22 protein-coding genes and 1 pseudogene are annotated in these 26,396 nt (G+C 44.2%); 11 read left to right on the top strand and 12 right to left on the bottom strand.

What is annotated here, in order from left to right; genetic code table 11:
• The first annotated feature begins 257 nt into the window (after positions 1-257).
• A complete protein-coding gene (locus tag ACLD71_RS19785; protein WP_411991754.1) occupies positions 258-2,381 on the top strand; it encodes a methyl-accepting chemotaxis protein in 2,124 nt (707 codons plus the stop codon).
• A 54-nt stretch (positions 2,382-2,435) separates the two neighbouring features.
• Here ACLD71_RS19785 and ACLD71_RS19790 read toward each other — a convergent pair whose 3' ends face one another.
• Positions 2,436-4,154, bottom strand: a complete 1,719-nt coding sequence (locus tag ACLD71_RS19790) for a sugar phosphorylase (RefSeq protein ID WP_411991755.1) — start codon at positions 4,152-4,154, stop codon at positions 2,436-2,438.
• A gap of 420 nt (positions 4,155-4,574) precedes the next feature.
• On the opposite strand from ACLD71_RS19790, the gene galU reads away from it, so the two are divergent.
• On the top strand, positions 4,575-5,399 hold the full coding sequence (gene galU / locus ACLD71_RS19795) for a UTP--glucose-1-phosphate uridylyltransferase GalU (RefSeq protein WP_137671928.1): 825 nt from the start codon (positions 4,575-4,577) through the stop codon (positions 5,397-5,399).
• A gap of 21 nt (positions 5,400-5,420) precedes the next feature.
• Here the strand turns inward: galU and ACLD71_RS19800 are convergent, their stop codons facing one another.
• Both ACLD71_RS19800 and ACLD71_RS19805 read right to left on the bottom strand, forming a co-directional pair.
• Positions 5,421-5,909 (bottom strand): GNAT family N-acetyltransferase, encoded by a 489-nt coding sequence (locus ACLD71_RS19800; protein ID WP_137671470.1) that lies wholly within the window; start codon positions 5,907-5,909, stop codon positions 5,421-5,423.
• 226 nt (positions 5,910-6,135) lie between these two features.
• On the bottom strand, positions 6,136-6,462 hold the full coding sequence (locus ACLD71_RS19805) for a hypothetical protein (RefSeq protein WP_411991756.1): 327 nt from the start codon (positions 6,460-6,462) through the stop codon (positions 6,136-6,138).
• 588 nt (positions 6,463-7,050) lie between these two features.
• Here ACLD71_RS19805 and ACLD71_RS19810 point away from each other — a divergent pair.
• Entirely contained in the window at positions 7,051-7,770 is a 720-nt protein-coding gene (locus ACLD71_RS19810) for a hypothetical protein (protein ID WP_411991757.1), read from the top strand.
• A 69-nt stretch (positions 7,771-7,839) separates the two neighbouring features.
• Entirely contained in the window at positions 7,840-10,161 is a 2,322-nt protein-coding gene (locus ACLD71_RS19815; RefSeq protein ID WP_411991758.1) for a carbohydrate binding domain-containing protein, read from the top strand.
• A gap of 49 nt (positions 10,162-10,210) precedes the next feature.
• Here ACLD71_RS19815 and ACLD71_RS19820 read toward each other — a convergent pair.
• The 3 genes from ACLD71_RS19820 to ACLD71_RS19830 form a co-directional block, all read right to left on the bottom strand.
• Positions 10,211-11,415, bottom strand: a protein-coding gene (locus ACLD71_RS19820; RefSeq protein WP_411991759.1) for an IS3 family transposase whose coding sequence is annotated in 2 segments (ribosomal slippage) — positions 10,211-11,028 and positions 11,028-11,415 — 1,206 coding nt in all. Because the reading frame shifts where the segments join, the coding sequence is not laid out codon by codon here.
• A gap of 138 nt (positions 11,416-11,553) precedes the next feature.
• Positions 11,554-11,718, bottom strand: a complete 165-nt coding sequence (locus ACLD71_RS19825; RefSeq protein WP_411991760.1) for a hypothetical protein — start codon at positions 11,716-11,718, stop codon at positions 11,554-11,556.
• A 220-nt stretch (positions 11,719-11,938) separates the two neighbouring features.
• Positions 11,939-12,358 (bottom strand): gamma-glutamylcyclotransferase, encoded by a 420-nt coding sequence (locus tag ACLD71_RS19830; RefSeq protein WP_411991761.1) that lies wholly within the window; start codon positions 12,356-12,358, stop codon positions 11,939-11,941.
• Positions 12,359-12,702: 344 nt separating this feature from the next.
• Between ACLD71_RS19830 and rdgC the strand changes: the two genes are divergently transcribed.
• Together rdgC and yegQ are read left to right on the top strand one after the other, a co-directional pair.
• Entirely contained in the window at positions 12,703-13,611 is a 909-nt protein-coding gene (rdgC, locus tag ACLD71_RS19835) for a recombination-associated protein RdgC (protein ID WP_137671476.1), read from the top strand.
• Positions 13,612-13,789: 178 nt separating this feature from the next.
• Positions 13,790-15,157 carry a tRNA 5-hydroxyuridine modification protein YegQ gene (gene yegQ, locus ACLD71_RS19840; RefSeq protein WP_137671477.1) on the top strand — a complete coding sequence of 456 codons (1,368 nt, stop codon included), beginning with the start codon at positions 13,790-13,792 and terminating at the stop codon, positions 15,155-15,157.
• A gap of 77 nt (positions 15,158-15,234) precedes the next feature.
• Here the strand turns inward: yegQ and ACLD71_RS19845 are convergent, their stop codons facing one another.
• A complete protein-coding gene (locus ACLD71_RS19845; RefSeq protein ID WP_137671478.1) occupies positions 15,235-16,425 on the bottom strand; it encodes a DUF1566 domain-containing protein in 1,191 nt (396 codons plus the stop codon).
• Between the two features lie 139 nt (positions 16,426-16,564).
• Between ACLD71_RS19845 and ACLD71_RS19850 the strand changes: the two genes are divergently transcribed.
• The 5 genes from ACLD71_RS19850 to ACLD71_RS19870 all read left to right on the top strand — a co-directional run bounded on the left by ACLD71_RS19850 (position 16,565) and on the right by ACLD71_RS19870 (position 21,312).
• Positions 16,565-18,103: an ATP-binding protein gene (locus ACLD71_RS19850; protein WP_411991762.1), complete on the top strand. Its 1,539-nt coding sequence runs from the start codon at positions 16,565-16,567 to the stop codon at positions 18,101-18,103.
• Positions 18,096-18,776 carry a response regulator gene (locus ACLD71_RS19855; protein ID WP_174235912.1) on the top strand — a complete coding sequence of 227 codons (681 nt, stop codon included), beginning with the start codon at positions 18,096-18,098 and terminating at the stop codon, positions 18,774-18,776. Before ACLD71_RS19850 ends, ACLD71_RS19855 begins: the two co-directional genes overlap by 8 nt.
• 91 nt (positions 18,777-18,867) lie before the next feature.
• Positions 18,868-19,128, top strand: a complete 261-nt coding sequence (locus ACLD71_RS19860; protein ID WP_137671481.1) for a hypothetical protein — start codon at positions 18,868-18,870, stop codon at positions 19,126-19,128.
• Between the two features lie 340 nt (positions 19,129-19,468).
• A complete protein-coding gene (locus ACLD71_RS19865; RefSeq protein ID WP_137671482.1) occupies positions 19,469-19,741 on the top strand; it encodes a YfhL family 4Fe-4S dicluster ferredoxin in 273 nt (90 codons plus the stop codon).
• Between the two features lie 326 nt (positions 19,742-20,067).
• Positions 20,068-21,312, top strand: coding sequence for an NADH:flavin oxidoreductase/NADH oxidase family protein (locus tag ACLD71_RS19870; protein WP_411991763.1), 1,245 nt, complete (start codon positions 20,068-20,070; stop codon positions 21,310-21,312).
• A 567-nt stretch (positions 21,313-21,879) separates the two neighbouring features.
• Here the strand turns inward: ACLD71_RS19870 and ACLD71_RS19875 are convergent.
• The 5 genes and pseudogenes from ACLD71_RS19875 to ACLD71_RS19895 form a co-directional block, all read right to left on the bottom strand.
• Entirely contained in the window at positions 21,880-22,569 is a 690-nt protein-coding gene (locus tag ACLD71_RS19875; protein WP_411994888.1) for a transposase, read from the bottom strand.
• A gap of 93 nt (positions 22,570-22,662) precedes the next feature.
• Positions 22,663-23,895 (bottom strand): annotated as a pseudogene (locus ACLD71_RS19880) (IS3 family transposase).
• A 98-nt stretch (positions 23,896-23,993) separates the two neighbouring features.
• Entirely contained in the window at positions 23,994-25,097 is a 1,104-nt protein-coding gene (locus tag ACLD71_RS19885) for an OmpA family protein (protein WP_411991764.1), read from the bottom strand.
• 205 nt (positions 25,098-25,302) lie between these two features.
• Positions 25,303-25,980, bottom strand: coding sequence for an LrgB family protein (locus ACLD71_RS19890; protein WP_411991765.1), 678 nt, complete (start codon positions 25,978-25,980; stop codon positions 25,303-25,305).
• Entirely contained in the window at positions 25,980-26,396 is a 417-nt protein-coding gene (locus tag ACLD71_RS19895) for a CidA/LrgA family protein (protein WP_411991766.1), read from the bottom strand. Before ACLD71_RS19895 ends, ACLD71_RS19890 begins: the two co-directional genes overlap by 1 nt.

Genomic DNA, 26,396 nt, shown 5'->3' on the forward strand with positions numbered 1-26,396 from the left:
AGTATAAATGCCTATGCACGTCACACTCTTAAAACTCTTTAGTTTTTGCATACTGATAAACTGGCGTACGAGCATTCACCTAAGCTCCATTTATTGCACCACAATAAAACAAAGGCACCAAAACGGTTCGAAATATATATTAAAATATCATATGAAAATCTATCAATCCCACTATCACCACTAGCGAGCCCCAAATAGATGCAAGGGCATATTTTTTGCTTAATCATGCAAAAATAATATAAATGGACTTAGGCTCAATGCATTTAACATCACAAGAAAAACACTGGTTGCCCATATTTGGACAGACCGGAAAACTGGCCATGCGTAAAGCATGTTGGCTAAATAGAGAACGTAAAGAACAGCTAAAGCAAACCTTTGAGAGCATTTCTAGCACGCGGGTAAAACTGCTGCATAGTTGGGCAAATACTCAATGGGACTTCTTACAAGACGCGATGTTTTATTTGGCCACCAAACCGCTAGAACAACAGCCCGAAGTATTGTCTCAGCTGCTAAGCCGAAACAACGATTTTTCGGAGCTATTTATTGTAGACCTACAAGGTAAAGTTACCGCCAGCAGCTTCCAGCCACACACCGGACAAATAGCTGCCAGTAAACAAGCCCTAGAGCAAGGTATAGCAAAACAATTTCTGCACGGACCTTATCAAGATCCACGCACACTTGCTCCTGGCGCATCTAGCTCAAAATTCCATGACCAAGTCACCTTAATGTTTTACCAACCGCTAGAGGTGAATGGTCAAATTGCCGGTTGCTTATGCGGTCGGGTACCTAATGATGTATTAGGTGATTTAATTCAACGTGAAGCCGGACATATTTATAGCGAATCTGGCGATAACTACATCTTTATGGTTGATGCAAACTTCGACCGCTCTATAAAACCAGGCATCGCTTTATCGCGATCCCGATTTGAAGACAACACCTTTTCTCACGGCGAAAACCTTAAATCGGGCGTAAGTACCGATTGGGGGACAGTTAAAGTGGCTAAGCACACTGAGTTTGAGATCCGTTTTACCGATCCCGCCACGAAAGACCTACACCCTGGCGTGCGTGAAACCATCAAGAATGGCAACAATGTATTCATCGATTATCCCGGTTATTCTGATTACCGCCACATCCCCGTGGTAGGTAAAGGCATAACCTTTCAACTACGCGGTTCACCCGATGTGTGGGGTATGATGTGTGAAGCCGATTTGGAAGAGGTTTATCGTCACCGTTCACTCAGCCACAAGTTAAGTAATAAATATTTACTTAGCTCTCTATTTAGCATTGTGCCGCCGCTAGTAATCGCCAATCAATTCAGCTTAAGCGTGAATCAACTGGCCGGTTTACTGTTGCTATTTTCAGCCCTTAGCTGGCTAGCGTTTAAGCAAATTGTTGCTGCACCTTTAGCTAAGCGTTTAGAGAAAATGAGTGGCGTCATTCAAACCATTGCCGAAGGTGATGGCGATTTAAAACGTCGCCTAGATGCCAGCAGGTTTCGACCCGATGAAACCGGCGACCTAGGCCGCTGGATCAATAGCTTTATTGATAATCTAGAAGGCGTAGTAGGCGGTATTATCTATGCCTCAAATGAAGTAAAACAAGTGAGTAGCTCAATGCTCCGCCGCTGTGGAGTGGTAGATAACTGCACTCAGCAAACATCAAACTCTATCGATTCATTACTTAATCTCGCTCAACACCAACAAGGCGAAATTATCAAAGCCACTCAATCAGCAGAAAACCTACAACAAGTAATGAGCAATATGGTTGAAAGCGCCGAAACTGAATACCAACATGCAGTAGAAAATACCCAAGAGATCAAACGAATAGTTGAGGCGTCAGCCAAAAGTGTTAACCACGTAAACAACGAAATGAAGCAGATTGAAGACATCGTTAAACTGATTACGGGTATTACAGAACAAACCAATCTACTGGCCTTAAACGCCGCTATTGAAGCAGCCCGCGCAGGTGAACACGGTAGAGGTTTCTCGGTGGTCGCCGATGAAGTAAGGCACCTTGCCACAAGAACATCGGAAGCGGCCAACCACATTGGTAACACCATGGGTAAGCTGCGTTCACAAACAGAGACCGCAGTGGACTACATGGAGCAAGGCGTTAAAAATGTCGACCAAAGCTCTGCCCTACTCGATTCCGGCCAACGTAGCGAAGAACTGCAACACGCAGTGGAAAGCATGTTTAACACCATTAACCTGATTGCCGGAAACAGCGAGCGGCATAGCGAAACCGCAGAGCAGGCTCAAGTCACCACCTCTTCACTTGAACTGTCTTCGCAACAACTTACCCGCCGAACGACCTTGGTTAAAAACTCGATTATTCGCCTACATCAACTGGTGGAGCGTTTTGAGGTCACCAAAGCCGCTTAATGAAAACACACTAAAATGCTTCCAAATCCGGAGGCATTTTAGATTCTTGGCTTCTTAGCAGCTAGGCACCAACCAAAGCACTTGATAGGGTTTCAGTTTGCAACTGGCTAACTCAATAACGGTATCGCCCAACAAGTCTTCACACTCACCCAAATAAGCCTTTGGCAGTTGCGCATGATGCTCAACTTGTTGCGGGTACTTTGTTAAGTTAAATACCGCTAGGAGAGACTGCCTAGCAACAGTTTCGTTATCTCTTGGCGCATCGCCACGCTGCAATACAAATAAAGCATCGCCACAGTCGTAAACCCGTTGCGCCGATTCAGGATGAAAAGCCCCAATGGTTTTACGTAAGGCCAATAAGTCACGATAACGTTGAAACACTTGGGCTTGTGAGCTGTGCTCTTGAGCAAGTAAAGCTTCAAACTCTTCACGCTGCCAACGGTGGCGGTTAATCGAGCGAGTTCGGCCAGTTTGCTCAACCAAGGTATGGTCATTAGCCGTAGCGGTTAAACTATGAATATACACACCCGGTATGCCTTGCAAACTCAACAACAGTTTTTGGCTGCATAAAAAGCGCTCTACTTGCCATTGGTCTGAACCAGTACGGGTACCTTGCAGGGCATCAAATAATGAAATATTCAATTCATAAGGATTTTGTGTGCCGTCGCCGTTCGACTTCATACTCACAAAACCACCAAAGTTGTGAACCGATTCGGCTAAATCTGTAATTTCATGCTTAGGAATGATTTGCTCTACCGCTCTCACGCCAATTCCGTCGTGCGATGCAACAAAGTTAAAATAGTTACAGCCTTTAGGCAGTGCGACTAAATCACGCGCCCAAGCCGTAAGGTAGTGTCCATTACCACGGTTTAAGGCATGTAATAACAGGGGTGGCAGTGCAAACTGGTAAACCATATGCGCTTCGTCACCTTGGCCAAAATAACTGATGTTTTCCTGATGAGGCACGTTAGTCTCGGTAATCAATACCAAGTTGGGATCCAACTGCTGCATAACCCAGCGCAGCAACTTCACTACTGAATGAGTTTGCGGTAAATGAATACAGTTGGTACCCAGTATCTTCCATACAAAGGCCACCGCATCTAGGCGCACAAATCGTGCACCTTGTTCTAAGTAGTAAATAAAAATATCGAGAAAGGCTAACATCACTTTTGGATTAGAAAAGTCTAGGTCGATTTGGTCGTCACTAAAGGTCGCCCAAACGTGTTTCAAACCTTCGCGCGTATACACATCAACAATCAGTGGGCTAGTTCTAGGGCGGGTTACCGCGCTGTAATCTAGCTTAGGATCAGACTCTACAAAGTAGTCTTTGCCCTCACCCGACCCATTCACAAAATCGTTAAACCACAAGCTTTGGCGCGAGCAATGATTCATGACCAAATCAAACATAAGCTCAAAATCTTGGTTAAGTGTGGCAATATCACTCCAATCGCCAAGGTTGTAATTCACTTGTTTGTAGTCGATGACAGAAAAGCCATCATCTGAGCTAAATGGGAAAAACGGCAATATATGTACTGAGCTAATTAAACCAGATAGATATTCCCGCAAAAATTGATGCAAACTTTGCAAAGGCATTAAACCCTTGCTGAGCACGCTATCGCCATAAGTAATGAGAATGAGATCTTGCTCAGACCATGCTTGATAACGAGGAAAGCTTGGTTTAACCCGCTCCACTTTACTCAAGATTTGTTGGGCTAAATTTGTGTCTAGTTCTGTTCCGTAGATTTTAGTAAGCAGCTGCTCGAGTTCATCCATGTAGGGTCCTCAATAATGGCTTTTGATTCTCATCTAAGAACGTTTCCAATTACTGTGCCAATCACTCAATAATCAAACTCGATTCGCTGCACAATCATAAGTGACTGTATAAAAAGACCTTTAATCAAATTGATTGCACTTAAAGCAACACTTATCTCTAAACCGCAAGGCGGGTCATCCGGCATCAATGCTCGCTTTTAACGCAAGCTAATGATGCATTCATCTATTTCGCACCAACAAGGTGCAAATACAACCTAGGTAACCCTTAAGTGATATCAAAGGAAAATCTATCATTCATCATTAAAACAAACACTTAGCACTATAGTGGCCGCTTGCTGGCATCGCTCTTGCTGGGTAACAGCAGACGTTAATAAACCCGCACTCATTAAGAATGTAAGGTTACAAGGAGTTCCAATGACCATGATAAAGAAATGTTTATTTCCCGTAGCTGGCTATGGTACCCGCTTTTTACCGGCCACTAAGTCTATGCCGAAAGAAATGCTTCCTATTGTAAACAAGCCACTCGTGCAATACGGCGTGGAAGAAGCGGTTGCCGCAGATATGAGCGACATGGCTTTTATTACCGGTCGAGGTAAACGCGCCATTGCCGACCACTTCGACATTAGTTATGAGTTAGAGAACGAGATTGCAGGCACCAGCAAGGAAGAGTACTTAAAAGAAATCCGCCACCTGGTCGACAATGTTAACTGTACCTACACTCGCCAAAAGAAAATGATGGGATTAGGCCATGCGGTTCTTTGTGGCGAAACACTGATTGGCCAAGAACCTTTTGGCGTAGTGTTAGCCGACGATTTATGTTTTGGTGATGACGGTGGCGTATTGGCCCAAATGACCAAACTCTACGAACAATTCCGTTGCTCAATTATTGCCGTAATGGAGGTGCCCCTTGAAGAGGCTCATAAATACGGGGTCATTGAAGGTGAAGCCTTACGAGACGATTTATTCCGTGTTACTTCAATGGTAGAAAAACCCGCCAAAGGCGAAGAGCCCTCTAACCTTGCGGTAATTGGCCGCTATATTCTTACTCCCGATATTTTTAGCTTAATTCGCGATACCAAACCAGGGAAAAATGGCGAAATTCAATTAACCGATGCGCTGTTAACCCAGGCACAAAATGGTTGTGTAATGGCGTATAAATTTAAAGGGAAACGTTTTGATTGCGGCAGTGTTGAGGGCTTTGTTGAAGCCACCAATTACTGCTTCGAGAACTTATACGGTAAGTAAGTACTAACACCAGTGCCAGCGTTAAGGCGTTGGCACTGGTTCTACCAAAGCCGGTTGTAAATTAAACCCCATGTGAACCAGAGTATAACCGGTATAACGCTCTGGCCTTTTCCACACTACCTCAAAACGATGGCGCAAATAAAAGCTAAAGGCTTCCGAATTATCGGCAAATAAATGTAGAACCAATCGCGAACGCAAACTCTTAGCTAGCTCTAATAGCTGTGAGCCAATGCCTTTACGTTGCCAACTTGGCGACACAAATAATGCGATGAGCTTTTCGTCCATCAGTGCTAAAAAGCCGCAGACCTGTCCTGCCACTTCGGCAACCCAAACCTCAGATTTAAATTGGTACAAACGCTGCAGCGCGTCTTGTCGCTCCCACCAATATTTGCCGGGCAAAAAATCATGTGCGCGCAAACTGGCAGCAAGCCAAATATCGCCAATTTCTTCGTAATCGTTTTGCTCGGCTTTGCGAAGTGTTAATCCCGCAGCGTTAGTAAAAGAGTTCAAAGGACTTGCTTCACTTTCTGTTCATAGATTAATCATTATGGGTAATAAGGAAAAATAGCAGTGTGAATTAGATCTTGTTCTCCTTGCTCATGCCCGACATAGATCACAAGGTGTTAACAAAATCACAAATGATTCGCTTAACACCTATCAACGTTTACTGGTTTCAGGTTTACAGAAGCCATAACCAAATGACAGTTTGACTCTGTGATGCTGCTTCAGTTAAGGCTTACGGTACTGGGGTAATAGTGGAGATGTCACAAAAGCTATTATATTGACGGGTTTGGGCTTCCAGTTTTACTTTCTTACCTGAACCAGCCAATTGGGTTAGCAATAAAGAGTATTCTTCAAACTGCGGGTGCTCATTAAGTAAATACAAGCCCCCTTGGCTTGCGGGACAACTATTGATGCTAGGTGCAGGTAACACTGCAACCAAAAGGCCTTGTTTAACTTCTTTCACGTTTTCGATACTTAACTGCGAAGGCAAATTAGCTAATTCAGCATGTGACGTTGATATAAACAGCAAGGAGGCAAACGCCAAAACAATTTTTCTCATAAATATCTCCAACAACAACGAGGTTAATAATGCACTTAACCAACTTAGTTTACGCCAAACCAGCAAGCCGCCCTAGGTATTCACTGCATTTTTGCTAAACCAGCCACAGCAAAATAACCCTAAGAAAAAATTCATTACCGTTAGCAATAAAACATGAGGGAAATAATCGCCACCAGCTACAGTTACTTACCGAGTTCGCCACTTTACAAGGTAGCTAGCGCGATACGCTTCAATATCTCCTAAAAGCCGATTTAAAATGCATAGATACAAAACATCAGCAGATGCTATATTTTTTGTAAAAGTCTCTGGCAAATACGCTTAATATTATTTACTATTCGCTCAATTAACTCATAACCAACTGTAAAAATAGAATTGTGGTTAAGATGTAGAGTTTTTGCTCTTTTGATAATGTAGCCATCAAGGTGGTTTACATTTGACAAAAACGAGAAACCAACATGATTTTTTATTCTAGATTTACGCATATAAGTGACTAACCGACACGTCACCTTCTGAGCGTTTTTCAGCAAAATATATAATCGCAATCATCTATCGATTCACCCAAATTTAAGTAGCACAAGGAGTGTTTTTATGGGCTTTAACAAATTGTCATATTATATTGTTTTATCGGTGGTTTGTGGCAGTGTTTATTACATCAGCTCTAACGCCCGCCAACCAGGACAAGTCCATCATCTTCACCCAGACAATTCCTTAGCAGAAACAGTTACTCAACCCAAACCAACCCCACCCAGCGCAAATGAGCCATCGCTTTCTCAAACAACGCTACAGCAGCCTAAATTACCGGAAAACATCGCCGAGCCTAGCCTCGTTCCCCCCTCTGCCATTACCGAAACCGCAGACCTAACACTATGGCGCGGTTCAGAACAAGGAGTTCCCAGTGATTATCAGGACATTGAGGATCCTCGAGTAAATCGAGCGTACTTTGAGCTCAACTCATTAGCATTCACATCGATTACCGATGGCAAACAATTTGACCTGCATATTCCACAAATAGATCAACATTTTGAAGTGTTAGGTACCCAAGTAGAATTTCACCAAAACGGTGACCGAACGATTACTGGCAAGATACTTGACCTTGATGGACATAGTTATTCAGTGGTATTCACCCACGGCGAACATGGCACCTTTGGCAATATCACCACACCGCAGGGGTCATATGTAATAGAAAGCAATAACGCTGACGGGTGGATAGCCTCGGCGACTGACTTACACAATCTACAAGACTTTTCTAAACCTGATTACATCGTGCCAAATCCAAATAACCATCTGCAACCAACACCAGAAATCTAAATAACAACAATAAAACATACTTACACAGCAAGGATGCCGCGAGCTTAGTGGCGAATCAAAGGAAATGAGATGAAAAAAATAATTAAGTCATCGTGGTTAAAATCACTCTCAGGTGCAGCATTAACTTGCACTATTGCGCTTAGCGCTAACCAAGCGCTGGCGCTAGATACCATTGATGTAATGGTGCTTTACGATGATGTAGCAGAAGTTGATCGCCGCGGTGCGATAGAAACCTACATCAACCAAATAGTCGCATATAGCAACTCAGCATACGAAGCCAGTAACATGAGTGTTCGGATGCGTTTAGTACATCAACAAAAATTTACCGGCGTAAACGCTACCGCATTAGATGGAACAGCCTTAGACAATTTAGTAAATAACGCCCAAGTAAAAGAACTGCGCGCCGAATATGGCGCTGATGTAGTGGCCATGCTAACCAAAGCCACGGGAGGCATTTGTGGTTTAGGTTATGTTGGTACTGGTAGTAATGGGAAAATGAACGATTGGTTCAAAAACTACATGTATTCTATCTCAGGCTCTAACTGCGGTGGGGCAACTTTTGCTCACGAGGTTGGCCACAATATGGGCCTAGCCCACGACCGCAAACAAGACACCGCTGGTGGCGTTTTCCCATATGGCATGGGCCACGGCGTAGATTATAGTTTTGCCACTATTATGGCTTACGCTCACTTATATAATGCGCCATCGGTAGACGTATTCTCTAATCCACGCATTGCCAGTTGTAAGAACCAACCTTGCGGGGTAGACGCATCCTTCTCTAACAGCGCAGACTCAGCCTTAGCGGTAAACCAAATTTCTGCACAAATGGCCGCCTTCTATCCTTCTAAGATTGTCGACCCTACTGATCCGGTAGACCCGGTAGACCCCGTTGACCCGGTAGACCCAGTAGACCCCGTTGACCCCGTAGACCCTGTTGAACCGATAGTGCCAGATCCAATTAACCCAGTACCGGTTATCGACGACAACATCATCACTAACGCTAGCTTTGAAGAAGGCTTAACGCCGTGGTTTGGTCAATATGATTCAGCGGTAGCCCTTAACGATGTACGTCGTTTTACCGGTGAGAAAAGCTTACGTTCATACGACCGAAAATACAGCTATGCAGGCCCAGCGTTTCAGTTAAACAACAAATTACAAGCGGGTGAAAAATACAATTACTCAGCAGCGATAAAACTGCTTGGTGAAGGCAGTCAAAAACTAAATGCCACGCTGTCGGTAGAAGACCAAAACGGACATCGTTTTCAATCAATTGGCGCAACAATGATTAACCCAGATGGCTGGGTAACGCTTGAAGGCACTATTGATTTAACCACTAGCACAAACCTAAAAGGCGCTTATATATTGTTCTACGGCCCAGAAGTAGGCCGTGAATTCTACTTAGACCAAGTTAGCTTAGTAAACCAAAATCCTAATGGCGGTGAAGAAGCCGACCCCATCAATCCAGTGCCAGAGATTGAAGGCAACTTGGTAAGTAATGCCAGTTTTGAACAAGGATTAGCACCTTGGCTTGGTCAGTACAATTCACAAGTGAGCGAATCGGCGATGGCCCGCGCAACTGGCGAATACAGTTTACGCTCGCATGGGCGAACGAAAAACTACGCGGGCCCTGCTATCTACTTAAGCAAGGAGCTAACACAGGGGCAAAAATATCAAATTAAAGGCTCGGTTAAACTGCTGGGTACAGGCTCTCAACCCGCTCAGGCTACTTTAGCAATTACTGATAACAATGGCTTCCGCTTCATAAGCCTTGGCAAAAGCGCGATGAACGGTGAGCAATGGAGCGAGTTTGTTGCAGAGTTAGATTTGTCTAGCTCCACCAGCATCGAGTCAGCTTATTTGATGTTCTATGGCCCAGAAGCGGGTCGCGAATTTTATTTAGACCAAGTATCGGTAGTGAGCTTAGGAGCAGACATTCCGCCTCAAGAGCCAGTAAACCTATTAGGTAATGGTAGCTTTGAATCAGGCAACGCTGCGAGTTGGCAGTCGGGATATTCGGCCACTACTCGCGTTACAGATACCGCCTATTTAGGTAACTATGGACTATCTAGTAGCAATCGAACCGAGTGGTATCACGGCCCTAAACAGCTAATCACCACTAAACTTAAAAACGGCGCTACCTACCAATTAGACGCTTGGGTTCGCATGGCATCAGGTTCAGATAAAATTGAAACCCGCCTTTACTACCAAGATAGCAATGGTTACCACTGGGTACGCCTTGACCAAGTAACTGGCACCACGGCATGGTCGTCACTTAGCAGCCAATTTACGCTTAATTATACAGGCACCCTAAAAGAAGCCGCCCTGCACTTCTTTGGTCCCGCTAGCGGAAGCTCTTTTATGCTAGATGAAGCGGTATTAGTCGAGCAATAAAAAGTAATAACTAAGTGACCCGTCCTGATATGGGTTGACACTTGATTAACTAAAACGCTCGATGCACTTCATCGGGCGTTTTGTATTTTAGTGCCTCGTGAGGCCTATATTCATTGTAGAGCTTAACCGATTCATCGACCATTTTTCGTGCCTCATTTAAGTCTGTAGGTTTATTCAGCAAGTACTCCATCTTTAGTGTTCCATTTATTCTCTCCGCAAGGGCGTTCTGATAACAGTCATAACCGTCTGTCATCGAACAAGATACATTCTGCTGACGGTGTATCGCTTGATATTCACTGGAGCAATACTGAACACCTCGGTCCGAATGATGAACAAGCTCCCCTATAGACCTTCGTTCCTTCAACGCATTTAAGAATGCTTGTTTGACCGTGTAAGCTTTCATATCCTTACCTAGGTGATATCCCACTATTTTTCTTGAGTAAGCATCCGTCACGAGACTGAGATAGGCTTCACCGCTTAGCGTTGCCAAGTAGGTGATGTCAGCCACCCATAACTGTTCTGGTCTCTCTGGTATTAGGCCTTCTTTTATGCGGTTAGGGTGGCAGTAAAAACGATGATTGCTATTTGTAGTTCGATGGTAAGCCCTTCGATTATGAACTAATAATCGATTCATTCTTAGTAAAGAAAATAAGCGGTCTCGGCCAATATCGATATCATTCTGGGCAAGTAGGTACTTGAGCTTACGAGCCCCGATACGAGGGTGCATCATTCTTTGTACTTTCACAAAGTTGAGCACTGACTCATCTTTTTGTATTTGGTGAGCCTGGGCAATACCGCGCTTGTAAAAAGCTTGCCGTGTAATACCCATGAAGTGACAGGCTTTCGTTACAGTTAACTTTCGGACCGCTTTTTCCTTAATAACTCGGCCTTGCGCTTCTTTGAGAGCCGAACTCCGAAGTCTCTATCCATGACTTTTACCACCGCTTCAAAGAAATCAGCTTTCATCTGAGAGTCTTCTAGCTGCTTCTCTAGCTCTTTAATGCGTTGCTCTGGGGTTTGAGGCGAAGAAGAATTTGACATAGCAGTAACTACCATTCTCGTATGCTCTATTCCTTTAGACCAATCTAGTCGACCATGTTTGCGAAGCCAAACTAAAACGGTAGAGCGACCTTGGATCCCATAACAGTCCTGAGCTTGTCGATAAGACATTTCGCCTTTTTCAACTTGGTCTACCACTGCCAATTTAAAGGCAAGAGAATAATTTCGTTGGGTACGTTTACTGGTTGTTTTCATGACACTCTCCAATTTCATGTTGGATATGTGTCAACCTTATTTAGGACGGTACAAAGTAACAAAAAAAGGCCTCTGTTTGAGGCCTTTTTTATAAGACAGCGCTTTGCGCAGTCTCTAAGTAAGGCTTTCAATTTTACCTTAGGCTGTAGTTATCTGATAATGCCTTTCAAGATCTTTGGTTACCTCACCCCAATAAGAGGCTTTAACCCTAGCTTGGTGATAGTCAAATGCCGCTTGGCTAATAAACACTTCATACACATTAAATTGCTTAGGATTAATCTCATCAGGCTCAACCCTAAACACCAAACAGCCTTCCTAGGCTAAGGTGAGTTGTTTGTGATGAATCAGCGCACATTTTACCGTTTCAAGATCGGCGTCGTTAACCATGATAAAGCCTTGCAGAATGACTGTAGACAAGCAGCTACTCCTGAATAACATAGAATGGTTAATCGCTAGCGACAGCACTATCGCTTATACAAAGTAAAAAGAACCTAACTCACTCCGCCCTATGCCAAACCAAGCGCTAGAAAGAACGACGACTGTAAAGCAGTGCATCCTCAGCTGAGTACTCGCCCGTTAGTTCGCGTTTAACGTCCTTAGGGTTTATCTGCTGTCTAGGTTTACCATAAGCATATACAACAAACTGGTCATTGCTAACCTTACAACGAACACATATCTCAACCCTGTTATAGCCATCTGGCTCGGTAATACGTTCCAATTTATCCATTACAGCGAGTGCTTCATCAGAGACTTGAAATACCTGCCCTGAAACTCGACTTCCTGAACCTTTTTGCAAAATCAACCAAGGTGAATAGCGATCTCCCACAAGATACAAAGGGTAGCGCTCTATTGTTTCAAACTCACTCCGAAATCGAACGCCTCTATTCGACCGATGGTTAGGGAATCCTTCTTTCAATGTTCCAAACACAAATACTTTAGGCAATTTATCTCCTTTGTTTACTCAAATAGCACTAAGCAATAGCGGAAATATTCGACGGTGTAGTTATTCACTAATTCACTCTGCAACCTGGCGCTAATATATTGATAATAGGTAGATTACTCTGCTCTCTCAAGATCAAATACATTTAGGAAATATACAGTTACGGCATCTTTAAAGGCGTACAAGAAAGCACAATAAGCCATGCTTTTGATTTACCGCTCTTGTTAAAGCCCCAAGGTTAATTTTAAATCCACATTCAGCGCCTCAAAAAAACCAACATTGCCGCCTGACAAGTCAATCAGTTTTGGTAGAATAGCGCCCCTAATTTATCAAAGAGCTATTCCGTTATGTGGTTTAAAAATCTAATGCTGTTCCGAATTACCAAAGAACTGGAACTTGAACCAGAAAAGCTAGACGCTACGCTAGACGAGCTAAGCTTTAGCCCTTGCGGAAGCCAAGACATCAGCAAATTTGGTTGGGTAACGCCAATGGGCAAATTTGGCCAAAGCCTTACTCACGTTATCGGTAACGAATACTTGGTATGTGCCAAGAAAGAAGAAAAGATGCTACCGGCATCGGTGATTCGCGATACCTTAGCCGACAAAGTTGAGTTAATTGAGCAAGAGCAGCAGCGCCCACTTAAAAAAGCGGAGAAAGACGCACTAAAAGAAGAAATTGTGATGACGCTATTACCGCGCGCATTTTCTCGCACTAGCCTAACTTACGCTTGGGTAAGCCCAGATAACAACTTAATCGCTGTTGACGCAGGTAGCGCCAAAAAAGCCGAAGAAGTGATTTCATTATTGCGTAAGTCTTTAGGCAGTTTGCCGGTTACCCCGATTAAGTTAGCCAACCAAGCAGACGTAACCATGACTGATTGGCTAAATGAAAAAGCCATTCCCGCTAACTTTGAACTAGGTGAAGAAGCCGAGTTGCGCAGCGCGCTAGAAGGCGGCGGTATTATTCGTTGTAAAGAACAAGACTTATTCAGCGACGAAATCAAAGTACACCTAGATGCCGACAAATTCGTGACTAAACTAGAGCTGACTTGGGCTGATTCTATTCGCTTTTTAATTAGCGAAGACATGAGCATTAAAGGGGTTAAGTTTACAGATACCATCACAGAGCAAAACGAAGACATCGACAAAAGTGATGTTGCCGCTCGGTTTGATGCCGATTTCGCCCTAACCAGTGGCGAGCTGACTAAAATGATCCCAGATCTCATCGCAGCCTTAGGCGGCGAATTAACCAGCTAAGTCCCCACAGTTACTTACCTCATTCACCAACCATTAACATAGTTTCAAGTACTTATTAATTGGTTGGTGATTTTTTAGCCAAAAGCATTGCAAGCCCTGTTCTCTCCGCGTAAAATGCGCGCCCTTATTGTGCTGCTCGCAGCCTTCCTCAATGATTCGACTCAGACCCGGAGCTTTGATGTTTACACCAGAATTACTGTCACCTGCTGGCAGCTTAAAAAACATGCGTTACGCTTTTGCCTACGGTGCAGATGCGGTTTACGCTGGCCAACCTCGCTATTCGTTACGCGTTAGAAATAACGAATTTAATGCCGAGAATTTACAGCTAGCGATCAACGAAGCTCACGCGCAAAACAAAAAACTCTACATGGTAAGTAACATTGCCCCGCACAACGCTAAGTTAAAAACTTACCTGCGCGATATTGAGCCAATTATTGCCATGAAGCCTGATGCCTTAATTATGTCTGATCCAGGCATGATTATGATGGTGCGAGAAGCCTTTCCAGACCAAACTATTCACTTATCGGTTCAAGCTAACGCGATTAACTGGGCCACCGTTAAGTTTTGGCACCAGCAAGGGGTTGAACGGGTTATTTTGTCGCGCGAGTTATCGCTAGACGAAATCGAAGAAATTCGTATGCAAGTACCAGAAATGGAACTTGAAGTATTTGTACACGGTGCATTATGTATGGCCTACTCTGGCCGCTGTTTGTTGTCTGGCTACATTAACAAGCGCGATCCTAACCAAGGCACTTGTACTAACTCTTGCCGCTGGAAATACAACGCACACGAAGCCAAAGAAAACGAAGTGGGCGACATTATTGCCGCGCAGCCACAAATAGTAGAGCCAACTTTGGGTTCAGGTACGCCAAGTGATCAAGTGTTCTTATTACAAGAACAAGGCCGCCCTAACGAATACATGCCCGCTTTTGAAGACGAGCACGGCACCTACATTATGAACTCAAAAGATTTACGTGCCATTCAACACGTAGAGCGCTTAACCAAAATGGGTGTGCATTCACTTAAAATTGAAGGCCGTACTAAGTCTTTCTATTACTGCGCCCGTACCGCTCAGGTTTATCGCCAAGCGATTAACGATGCAGTTGCAGGCAAGCCTTTCGACCCAAGCCTAATGGGTACCTTGGAAAACCTTGCCCACCGCGGCTACACCGAAGGCTTCTTGCGTCGTCATACTCACGACGAGTACCAAAACTACGACTATGGCTATTCGATTAGCGATACTCAACAGTTTGTTGGAGAAGTAGCGGGTCGTAACGCTGCTGGCCTTGCTGAAGTCACCGTTAAGAACAAGTTCTTATTAGGTGACACCCTTGAGTTAATGACGCCACAAGGCAACCTTAACTTCAAACTAGAGCACCTAGAAAATAAGAAGGGTGAGCTAATAGATGACGCTAAAGGCAGCGGCCACACGGTATTTTTACCAGTGCCAGAAAACATAGATTTAAACCACGCCCTGATCATGCGTAACTTACAATCTGGCCAAGATACGCGTAACCCGCATCAAGCGAGCGAAGTAAAAGCTTAATTGGTGGCTTTGAAATAAACTAAAAAAAGCCGATAGTTTTAACTATCGGCTTTTTTAACCTTAACTATTAGCTTTAACTAAGAGGCGTCACGCACTAAACGTACGAAATTATAAAAACGCTCGCCCCCTTCGCCTAAGGGTCCATCTGCATATTTTGTATCAAAACGCATTCCACCCGCCCCATGAAAATCATTCCCCTCATCATCTGGAGCAGTACCAAAAGCAACATACCAAGCATAATAGTAATCTAAGCTGTCGCCGCCAAAGTAAGCACTAGTACTTGACCAAAAGTAGCCATAATCAGTGGAGGTATTTGTTACATCTGATGTCAGCACCGTTATCTCAAAAAACTCGCTATCAATGGCGGGGCCTAAATTGGCTTCATCTTCAGCACTAGGCGACTTACTGTAATCAACAATGCTTTGTAGCTCTTTAATGTTAGGTAAGCGCCAGTCGGTAAAGCCAGCAAGATAAGACTCTTCAGCGTAAGCTAAAGCACTTTGCCAATTCATTCCATACCCGCTATCGGCCTGCGCCCACATTAAGCCCGTGGCATTATCTGTAATCGTTCCATCCACATTATCTACAAACTCATTCTCACCGTAACTCCCTCCACGTACAGCGCGAACATAGTTACCCATTGCGCCAGACACGCTAGCAGGGTAAGCCTTAATGTGACCGGTTGCGTGGTTCACCCCAAAGGCGGCTTCAGTCCCCCCGTCTGCTGTGGTACCTACATAACGCTCTGTCCAGTACTGCTCATCTTTACTCACCGTATAACTAGCAATAGCGAAATACGCCGTATCCAAATAAGGCCAACCAATAGAAAAATCACTGATCGAAAACAACTCTTTGGTATTTGGAATACGCCAGTCACTGAAACCGCCTAATTCAAGCTCGTTACAATAATCCACCGCTTCTTGGTAACTAAAACTTTCATCACTGGGCACTTGTTGCCACATTAAGCCAGTTACACTATCACTCACGGTGCCGTCATTATTGTCGGTAAAGCTAAAGGCACTTCCTGAATACTGAGCGTCTTGCCCAAAAAAGGCTGCATCACTACTTGGGCAATCGATGATTTCTCCGTCGTTATCGGAGCAATGTGTCTGTCCAGTATCTACTAGTTGAAAGCCCAAACTCGCTTCTTCTTCCTTGGGGCTTAAAGGATTGTCGATACTGTTACAAGCATTGAGTAATACACCCAAGCCGAACAGTATTAGCCATTGAGACTTCGTTAACGGGTGTAAATGGCGTTCGCCCAGCATGCCTTATCCTTTCTAATTGCTGATTAAGCGTCTAGTGTTATGCGCAAAAATGCAGATAACGTGGAGTAAGTAGGGAAAAAGAATGCAGTTACTAGAATATGCGAACATTGACTTAAGCAGATTTTTCTAAGGCGAGAAAGTGAATCTGCATGTTTTATCCATTTTTCATTACAAAAAATTTGGCATAATTAACCCACAAAGCTTAATCCTTGCGGTGTACAGCAGTAGCGCTATTATGCGGCTAAACTCAACGACAATGTCCTTAACTCAAAAACTCAGCACAGCCTTTATTGGGCTTACTCTCTTTATCCTTTGCGTAACCTTGCTATTGGCTCGTTGGAGCTTTGAGCGCGGATTTCTTGATTACGTAAATGCACTAGAACAACAGCGCTTGCAAAGCTTGGCCTCGGCCTTATCGCTCGAATACCAACAAGCCAACAACGATTGGGCCTCCCTACCGTCAGATACCTTTGAAGAATTAAGCATCCACTCTTTCACCAAGCAGGGTACAAAGCCACGCGGCCCAAGACACCCGCCGCCTCATTTCGACGAAGCATTTGACCCATTTTCGCCACCACCGCATTTCATCACTCCCACGTCGCTGTATAACCAACAAGGGGAGCGCTTAGCTGGCCCTCAAATTGCTGCCAGCCCGCAACCTATTAGCGTAAACGTTTATTCTAACCAGAAAATAGTAGGGGAGCTTCGCAGTACACCAAGGCGAGAGTTTCACTCGCCACAGGAAACCGCCTTTTCCCAGCATCAAGCCAGAGCTAGCATCGCTATTGGACTTATATGTTTGGCGATGGCGGCGTTAGTATCGGCACTTTTAGCCAAAATGTTGCTAGCACCAGTAAAACGTTTATTAACCGGTATTTCTGAGTTATCTAAAGGTAATTACTCCAACCCCATCAGCGAAAAACGTCACGACGAATTAGGCCTGTTGATGAGCGATTTGGATAATTTAGGACTTCAGCTAGAGAGCAATCGTAGCGCGCGCCGCCGATCCTTAGCCGATATATCTCATGAGCTGCGAACGCCTATCACGGTACTAACCGGAGAAATTGAAGCTATAAAAGACGGTATTCGCCCACTAAACATGTCTCAAGTTAACTCCATAGACAACGAAGTCTCGCGTCTACGGCGGCTCATAGAAGACCTTTACTTACTCTCGCTATCGGATATTGGTGGCTTAGAATATCATTTTGAAACACTCAAGGTATCAGAGCATCTAGAGCAAATCGTTGAGTCAGTGACCACAAGAGCCAAACAAAGCGGATTAAACATTACATTAAGTTGTAGCAACAATAATGAGATAAGCGCTGACCCAATACGGCTGCAACAGCTACTCACCAACCTAGTAGAAAATGCTCTCGCCTATACGGCTGCTCCCGGCGATATAGATATACAGCTCAGAGCTACAGCCAGTGAAGTCATCATTTGTTTTAACGACACCGCCCCAAGTATAGATAGCGGTGCATTAGAACTGCTCTTCGAGCCGCTTTACCGACCCGATGCTTCACGGAGCCGACGGACCGCGGGTGCTGGCTTAGGCTTGGCGATATGCAAAAACATTGTTAACGCCCATAAAGGCAATATTACAGCCAAACAATCTCCCTTGGGTGGCTTAAAAATAGAGGTCCGTTTACCCCTCATAGCCAGAGAAAATAATGATTAAACAGCATATTCTGATCATTGAAGATGAACAAAAAATCGCCCAGCTATTAGCAGACTATTTAGAGAATGACGGCTTTCAAGTGAGCACTCTTAACGAAGGCAACCACGCAGTAAGCGCAATTAAAGCCTCACAACCCGCCTTTGTTATCCTAGACCTCATGCTACCAGGGGTTGATGGTTTAACTATATGTAAACAAGTGCGCGAATTTAGCGATGTGCCCATAATGCTGCTGACCGCACGGGTAGATGAAATTAGCCGCCTACTCGGTTTAGAGCTGGGCGCTGATGACTACGTATGTAAGCCCTTTTTACCACGTGAAGTGGTAGCCCGAGTGCATGCAATATTAAGACGTGTTAATGCCCCCAAAGAGCGTCATTCTTCTGTCAAATACCGCAATGTAGAACTCAGCCCGAATGCCTTTAAATGCCGGGTGAATGGTCTCGATTTAGAGCTCACACCAGTCGAATTTAAACTACTACAGACTTTAATGGAGCAACCTGGACGAGTTTATTCACGAGAACAACTCATGCAGCATTGCTACTCAGACAATCGAATTGTGAGCGAGCAAACCATTAACAGCCATATTAAAAACCTACGCAAAAAAATGGCAGAACAAAACGATAACTGCGACATCATCCACTCTATTTACGGACTGGGGTATAAAGTTGAGTAAATAAAACCACCGTGTTTACACCATTCCTGCATGGTTTCTGCACTTTGTATTTATACACTTATGCACTCTCATTTAAGAATAGGAAACGGATATGTGGTTTAAAACTCACCTTGGAAAAGCGGTATTCTCCACGCTGCTATTTGTTTGTATTACCGGCACGGTTAATTTAGCCGAAGCAAAAGAAAAGCGTCAGCCACCGAAAGAAGCGGTAGAAGCCTGCGAAAGCGCTAACGATGGCGACAGCTGTAGCTTTTATGGCCGCGATGATGAAGCGCTTAATGGTATATGTGGTTCGCCACCAGACAACGACGAACTTAGCTGCATGCCCGAAGGTGGCCCAAGGCGAGACTAAGCAATACTATTTGTAGCATTACCGTAGTGTTTCACTGCGGTAACTACCCCGGTTCACCCTTTCTGTATTCTTCTGCTCACCCACTCGTCCACTTGCTTCCTTAAAACATGACAAATTGTGTGACAATATTGGTTTTTTTTTAGCTTGTGTTAGAATGCGCGCAGCTTGCCCCTAGCGTGATCATAATTAAAACATCGTTGACTTAAGCTACACTCATTATAGTCAACCACTACACATCATCTTTGGTATTAAGCAGCTTAACCAGCTTGGTTACTTAGCCTCACGGACAGTTTAACCACCTTGAATAACACCAGTAACAGATGAAGATAGTAAAAATATTATGGCCTTAAAGATCAGCAAAAAATGCATTAACTGCGACATGTGCGAGCCAGAGTGCCCCAACCAAGCTATTTCTTACGATGGCATTATTACGGTTATCGACCCAGAGCGCTGCACCGAATGTAAAGGCCACTACGAGCGCCCTACTTGCATTGATGTATGCCCAATAGATTGCATTGCCGTAGACCCTGCACACAAAGAGACCGAAGACCAACTTTACGATAAGTTTGTGGCGCTGCACGGCGAACTACTTATTGCTAAAGGTTCCGCTTAGGCTTAATTGCCCACTGCTAAACTAACAAGCCGCAGCTAACCGTTGCGGCTTTTGTTTATCTACTGGTGCTTAGCAAACACTATAGTTTAGCTACTTACAGCAAAGCTTGTTAACACGCTCCAGCGAAAGAAGAGCCAGCCGACTATCAAAAGTCTTTAAAGTGTTGCAACCCAAAGTGCGTTTTAGAGTTGATACCCAGCTATGTCTGCTTAAATCAAAGCGGAAGCTTAAATGGGGTCTAAATAGACGCTAAATGCTCGGAAATAACCATAAAATAACGCATACTGAGCCAATCCAATAAAAAGAATATAGCAGTAACAACCAGCATGAATGCAATTAAGCTCAGTGAACCTTTTTCCCTTAGTAATGGCCAAGTGATTAAAAATCGCCTGTTTAAATCAGCGATGAGTGAACAGCTCGGCGATAAGCAACATAACCCTACTACCGGCGTAGTAACCCTATATCAGCGTTGGGCAAAAGGTGGAATTGGTTTAGCGATTACCGGTAATGTAATGGTGGACAGATCTGCACTGGGTGAACCCAAAAATATTGTTTTAGATGAGCAAAGTGACTTAGCGTTATTTAGACATTGGGCTGAGGCAGGAAAACAAAATGGCTCACAAATATGGATGCAACTTAACCACCCAGGTAAACAAATCCCGACATTTTTATGCGAGCAGCCAGTTGCACCTTCTGCTATATCGTTAGGGCATGGATTAGAAAAAAGCTTTAATACTCCGCGTGAACTAAATGATACCGAGATCCATGAAATTATTAATAAATTTACCACCAGTGCCAAGCTTGCAAAACAAGCCGGCTTTACTGGGGTACAAATTCATGGCGCTCATGGTTATTTAGTTAGCCAGTTTTTGTCCTCTAGGCACAATCAACGCAGCGATAAATGGGGTGGTTCATTAAACAATCGACTTCGATTTGTGCTCGAAGTCTATCGCGCAATCCGCAAAGAGGTAGGTGATGACTTTTCGGTTGGTATTAAGCTTAACAGCGCCGACTTTATGAAAGGCGGCTTCACTGAAGAAGAATCAATGCAGGTTGTGCAAACACTCAGTGATAACGGTATCGATCTAATCGAAATATCGGGTGGCACCTACGAAAGCCCTTCTATGATGGGATCTAAAAATAAAAGTGACCCAGTAAAGGCAAGTACCATAAAACGTGAAGCCTATTTTATGGATTACATGGTAAAGGTTAGATCATTGGTTAGCACACCATTAGTGGTAACGGGTGGCTTTAGAACTGGACCAGCAATGAATGAAGCACTAAGTACATCGGCCACAGACTTTATTGGCATTGCACGAACCATGGCTGTTGACCCCGATTTTCCTAATAAGTTAATAGAAAACCCAAACCACGGAATGCCGCTAATTGTGCCTACCACTGGCAAGCCTGCGCTAGACAAAATGGCAATGGTAGGGCTGGTATGGTACGAACACCAAATGTGGCGTATTGCTGCAGGTAAAAATGCCGATCCTAAATTAAGTGCACTTGGTGTGGTATGTAAAACCATCTTAAGTGCCGGCTGGCTGGCGTTTAAAAAGCGCAGGGCTTAGCCAGTAAAACCGATAAAGAAACAGAACGTAATTAATCCACGTTCTGTGTCTTCTTGGGAATGGTTTAACTATTAGCTTACTGGGCATGTTTAACTAACAGAGCCATACCACAACTGTCAGCGTGTTAGCTCATCGCCCCAAAGCTTGTTAACTTGATGCTGCTTTCCCTTGGCAGCTGTATTGGATTTCACCTCTCGGCGACGTCATTTTTCTTTAGCGACCAAAGATAAACGAAGCAAAAAGAAAGGTCGCCCTGCATTATCTTTATCCTACGTTCCTCAGTGCCAAGCGCACCTGCGCAACTCGCTACGCTCAATCAGTGCTCGGCTTAATTGCTTGTCACTTCCGCGACTCGGCGATAATGAAGGAAAGGGGCAAGTGAAATCTGGCATGCTCATGCCCCAAAGTTTGTTACGCCCTCTTACGAATTACACGGTTACACACGGCTTTTTTCATACCAAAACTAATGGTTTTGAATCTCGACTTTGCTAGTTGGTAACGAGGGAATCTTGGAATTAGTTTAGCTTCCAAGGTTTGCGCACTTTTTAACTGTGTATTTGAGGCTCTTCACCGTTCTTGGTGGAAAGTCATATCAAGCCCTCCAAAGTGAAATAAAATGGCTTGTTTAAAGCGCTCTTTATTTCTAAAGCCCATTGCGCGTATTTTTAGTCGCTGGATGTTTCCATTTATCGCTTCCGCCAAGCCATTTGATACCTTATAACGCATCGCATTGATGATGCCGTTTAGGTGCGTTTTCACTGTTTCTGCTGCTGTCATCATAGGTCTGATTTGACTGACCTTTATGAGTGCTAACCAATCATTCCAAGCCGCTTTGGCGTTAGCTGCATTGCCATACCAAATGGCTCTTGCTTGCTCTTTAAATATCCAGCTCAACCCTGTGTTTTGCATCATTTTGGCTAGCGTATTCACTCTTTCTCTCAATGTCCCATGCAGGTGGCTGTTTCGTTTTAACCATCCATACCGTGTTTGGTGGCACTCTCTTTTTAAGTGGTGGGGCAACTCCATGAGTTCGCTTTTTCTTACGTCATTTACCGCTTTAGTGAGCACCTTTGCGATATGAAAATGGTCTATGGCTATCATTTGCTTAGCCCGTTCACCGAAGTAGCCATATGCTGCATTTATATACGCTCTACTCATGTCCATCGATATGGAACGTGTCCCCATTTTTGATTCAAGGGGCAATGCCTTAAAGCAAGCTGATAAACTCTGACCTGTTCGTCCATCCTCAACCGATATCTGTAGTTGATCCGATTAAGTAGACACTTCACTCAAACAAGATGAGGTGTTTATGCCAGCTTATTGACCCGTCCTAAAATAGGTTGACGGTTTTTAGGCCAGCTCCAGTAGCTGGCCTTTTCTATTATGCACCTGATTGGGCGTTTCCATATTTAAACTCAGGTGCGGTCTCATCGTGTTGTATATCGCTATCGATTCTTTTACCAGTCTCTTTAGTTCTTTCAGTGTCTTACATCGGTACAGTAAAAACTCTTGCTTCAGTATACCGTTTATCCTTTCCGCCAATGCGTTTTGGTAGCAATCATAGCCGTCTGTCATCGATGGTCGAATTTGGTTTATCAATAAATAGTTCATCTTGATAAACAGCCGAACAGTATTGTGAGCCTCGGTCTGAGTGGTGTACCGCGTTAGCGATATAGCGCTTATCTTTAACCGCCATCTTTAGCGCTTTCACTACGCTGTCAGCTTTCATGTCCTTACTCACGTGATGACCGACTATTTTACGAGAACCCGCATCGGTGACCAGCGACAGATAATGCACACCTTGGTCTGATTCAAGGTAGGTAATATCACTAACTAGCACATGCTCTGCATCATGCAGTCCTTCCTCTTTCAGCAGATTCGGATGTTTCTTCATCCAGTGCTTACTGAACGTCGTTTTGGTGACGCTTCTTTTGGGTTTAACCAGCAAGCCCTCTCGTCTCAAATAAGCAAAGAACTCATCTCGGCCAAGTTTAATGTTGTGCTCAAGCAGTGTCGGTTTTAACAACGCGTAGAGCTTGCGCCCACCCAATCGCGGCATATATTTACGCCAGTACGCTACCCAGTCTTTGATGACCGATAACGTCGCTCTACGGTTTTCCATTCGGGCGACCGCCTGATAAATAGATTGCCGTGAAATACCTGCCGCGCGACAGGCAGCAGCGAGGTTTATTTCGCTGTCGGTTTTCGCTTGCCAGACGTACCGGATAAGTACTTTTTTCTGAGGCCCGCTCCGTATTCATTGTCCATGATATCGACCATACCATTGAGGATTTGGTTACGGAGCTTCTCTTCGGCTAACTCACGCTCAAGGCGCTTAATGGTTTCTGCTGGCGTTTCTTTTGAATTAGGCATAAGGGGATGCTGAAAAGGTTTTGACCAATCAAGCCTACCATGTTTTCTGAGCCAAACCAGTACGGTTGAACGCCCCTGAATGCCAAATCGGGCTTGTGCTTGTTTGTACGTCATTTCGCCTTTTTCGATGCGCGCTACGACACCTAATTTAAAGGCTAAGGTGTAATCTCGTTGTGTGCGCTTACGGCTTGAGTTAATGAGTGTTGTCATAAAGACGTCCTCTTTATGTCAACCTATTTCCGGACGGGACATATAAAACTAAAAAGCCGAAGCGAGTAACTTCGGCTTTTATATTGTTAATTAAACCACTAGAACAATTTGAAGATCTTGCCTGCTGTATCGGCAGCCTTGCCAATATCATCCATATCAATGCCGCCCGACTTCTCTTCAGATTTACTGCTCGTAGAGGAGTTGTTAGAGCTTTGGTTAGAGCTAGCTATTTGAGCGTTATCTTGTTGTTGCGCTTCTACAATAACTTGTGCATTTAAGGCGCTAATTTCTACTCGGCGGTTTAGCGCACGGCCTTTATCGGTACCGTTATCGGCAACAGGCTTAGTTTGGCCACGACCAATGGTGTTTAGGCGGTCTTCACTAATGCTATGTTCATCAATCAAATAGTCCATTACCGCCTCGGCGCGGGCAGCCGATAATTTACGGTTATCACGTTTAGAACCCACGTTATCGGTATGGCCAACAATATCTATTTCAAGCTTGGGGTAGTCGGTAAGCACTTGGGCTAAATCGGCCAATTCACCGGCAGAATCAGGCTTAATCTCTGCCTTGCCGGTATCAAATAAAATGCCGTATAAATCGATTTTACCGCTTTCAACTAGGCTAAGAGCGATGGGTGAGATTAACGAATCGTCAAGTTGTTCTTCTTCAATGACATATTGGAAAACGCTAGTGTTATTTAAATCATTAATAAAAATAACTACATTTAAATTGCCCTTACGTGCCACCAAATAAAATAAATTACTGGAGCCATTTAGATAATTATCTCTACCATCATCAAATATATTTATTATCTTGTGAATCGAAAAATCCTTACTACAAGTTCTATCGCACTCAAACAGCACTTCCATCCCTTGTTGTTTAACGAGTTTTTGATAATTGCGAAATGCCTGAATAGTTGAGATATTAGAAGGCAAGTCGTAGTGTATGTAGGTATATACTCCGCCAACACGCTCTGTTTCATCCACTTGCCACTTACCTTGTAAACGGTAAGGCTTGCTCAACAATAAGTTAATTTCTTCATAATCAACTTTATCGTACCCTTTCATCTGGGCACCGGGAACCCGGTTAAATGCATGATGGTCTTTACCTTGCCCAGCTACCGCCAAGCAGCTACTCAAGCCAATCAGAGCGCTTAACCCCAAAACGAAGCTTCTACGCAAACACTTACTCAACAACATTCTTTTAACATCCTTATCAATAACCTAGAAGGGAAAGTACCAAAAATGGTAAGTGCTTTCTATACAATTAATTAGCCCAATAACATTTATTAACAATAATATGACTAAAGGCAAAGATTACGGGGCTGTTAGAGAAACTCTAAACGGGTGAATGCGACATAAGGCCATATGCAAGGCTGGCTTAACGGCTATTTTCTAAACAAGGTTAAACAAACAGCCGTACAATTAGCGGGCAAAGCAGCGCACTAAAGGTGGCACTAAGTACTAAAGCCAATGCGCCGTAAGCGCCATGTTGGTGGCCTTCTTCGGCGATTCTTGCGGTGCCTAAGGCGTGGCAAGCGGTGCCCATAGCAATGCCTTGCGCTTTGCTTGAATGCACACCACACAGTTTTAGCACAGGGATCCCCACCACTGCCCCTACCAAGCCAGTTATTAGTACTGCAATAGCGGTGAGTGCTGGCTCGCCGGCCACTTGCTCGCTAATTAATACTGCAATGGGCGTTGTCACCGATTTGGGCGCGAGCGAAGCGGCAATTTCTGGTGTGGCGCCTACCAACAAGGCCATAGCTACGGTAGTACTAATGGCAATACCAGCCGCTATTAAAATGGTAATCGCAATTCTTGGTAGTTCTCTTTTTATCTCGTAAAGCTGCTTATATAAGGGTACGCCTAAGGCGACCACCGCTGGCTCTAACAGTTTACTTAACCAACCGCTGTACTGGTTGTAGTCGTTAAAGGGAATATCTAAGGCTAATAAGGCAATAACTAAAATCGTGAGTGTAATCAGTACTGGGTTTAGCCAGGTGACCGACAAGCGTTGCTGTAAGTGTTTAGCGGCAATAAATAAGGCAATAGTGAGTGGAAGATAGAGGAAGTTAATCATTATTTAGCATCCTCATTTACCGCTGGTTGCTGGGTATTATTTGAGTCGCTTTTTAGCTCCCAATGCTGGTAAAGCTTACCAATTACCACTAACAATATTAAGGTAGCGAAGGCACAGGTGACCAACATTGCCGGCAGCGCCTGTAATAAAGTTTCAATGTGCTCCACTAAGCCGATGCTAATAGGCACAAACAACAGGGACATCCAGCGCACAAATTGATTAGCGGTACGCTCTACCCAAGCCAGCTTTACCCAACGGAGTTGCAAAGCTGTAGTAAGCAGCAACATACCCATAATGCTTGCAGGGAGAAGGTTTCCGCTAAGTTCGCCCAGCCAACGACCAAGCCATAAAGCGGCATAAATAACCAATAGGCCGGAGGCAATTTCTAGAACAGCTGATTTCTGAAACTTTCTCAT

The sequence above is a fragment of the Agarivorans sp. DSG3-1 genome (assembly GCF_046774965.1).
Taxonomy (GTDB): Bacteria; Pseudomonadota; Gammaproteobacteria; order Enterobacterales; family Celerinatantimonadaceae; genus Agarivorans.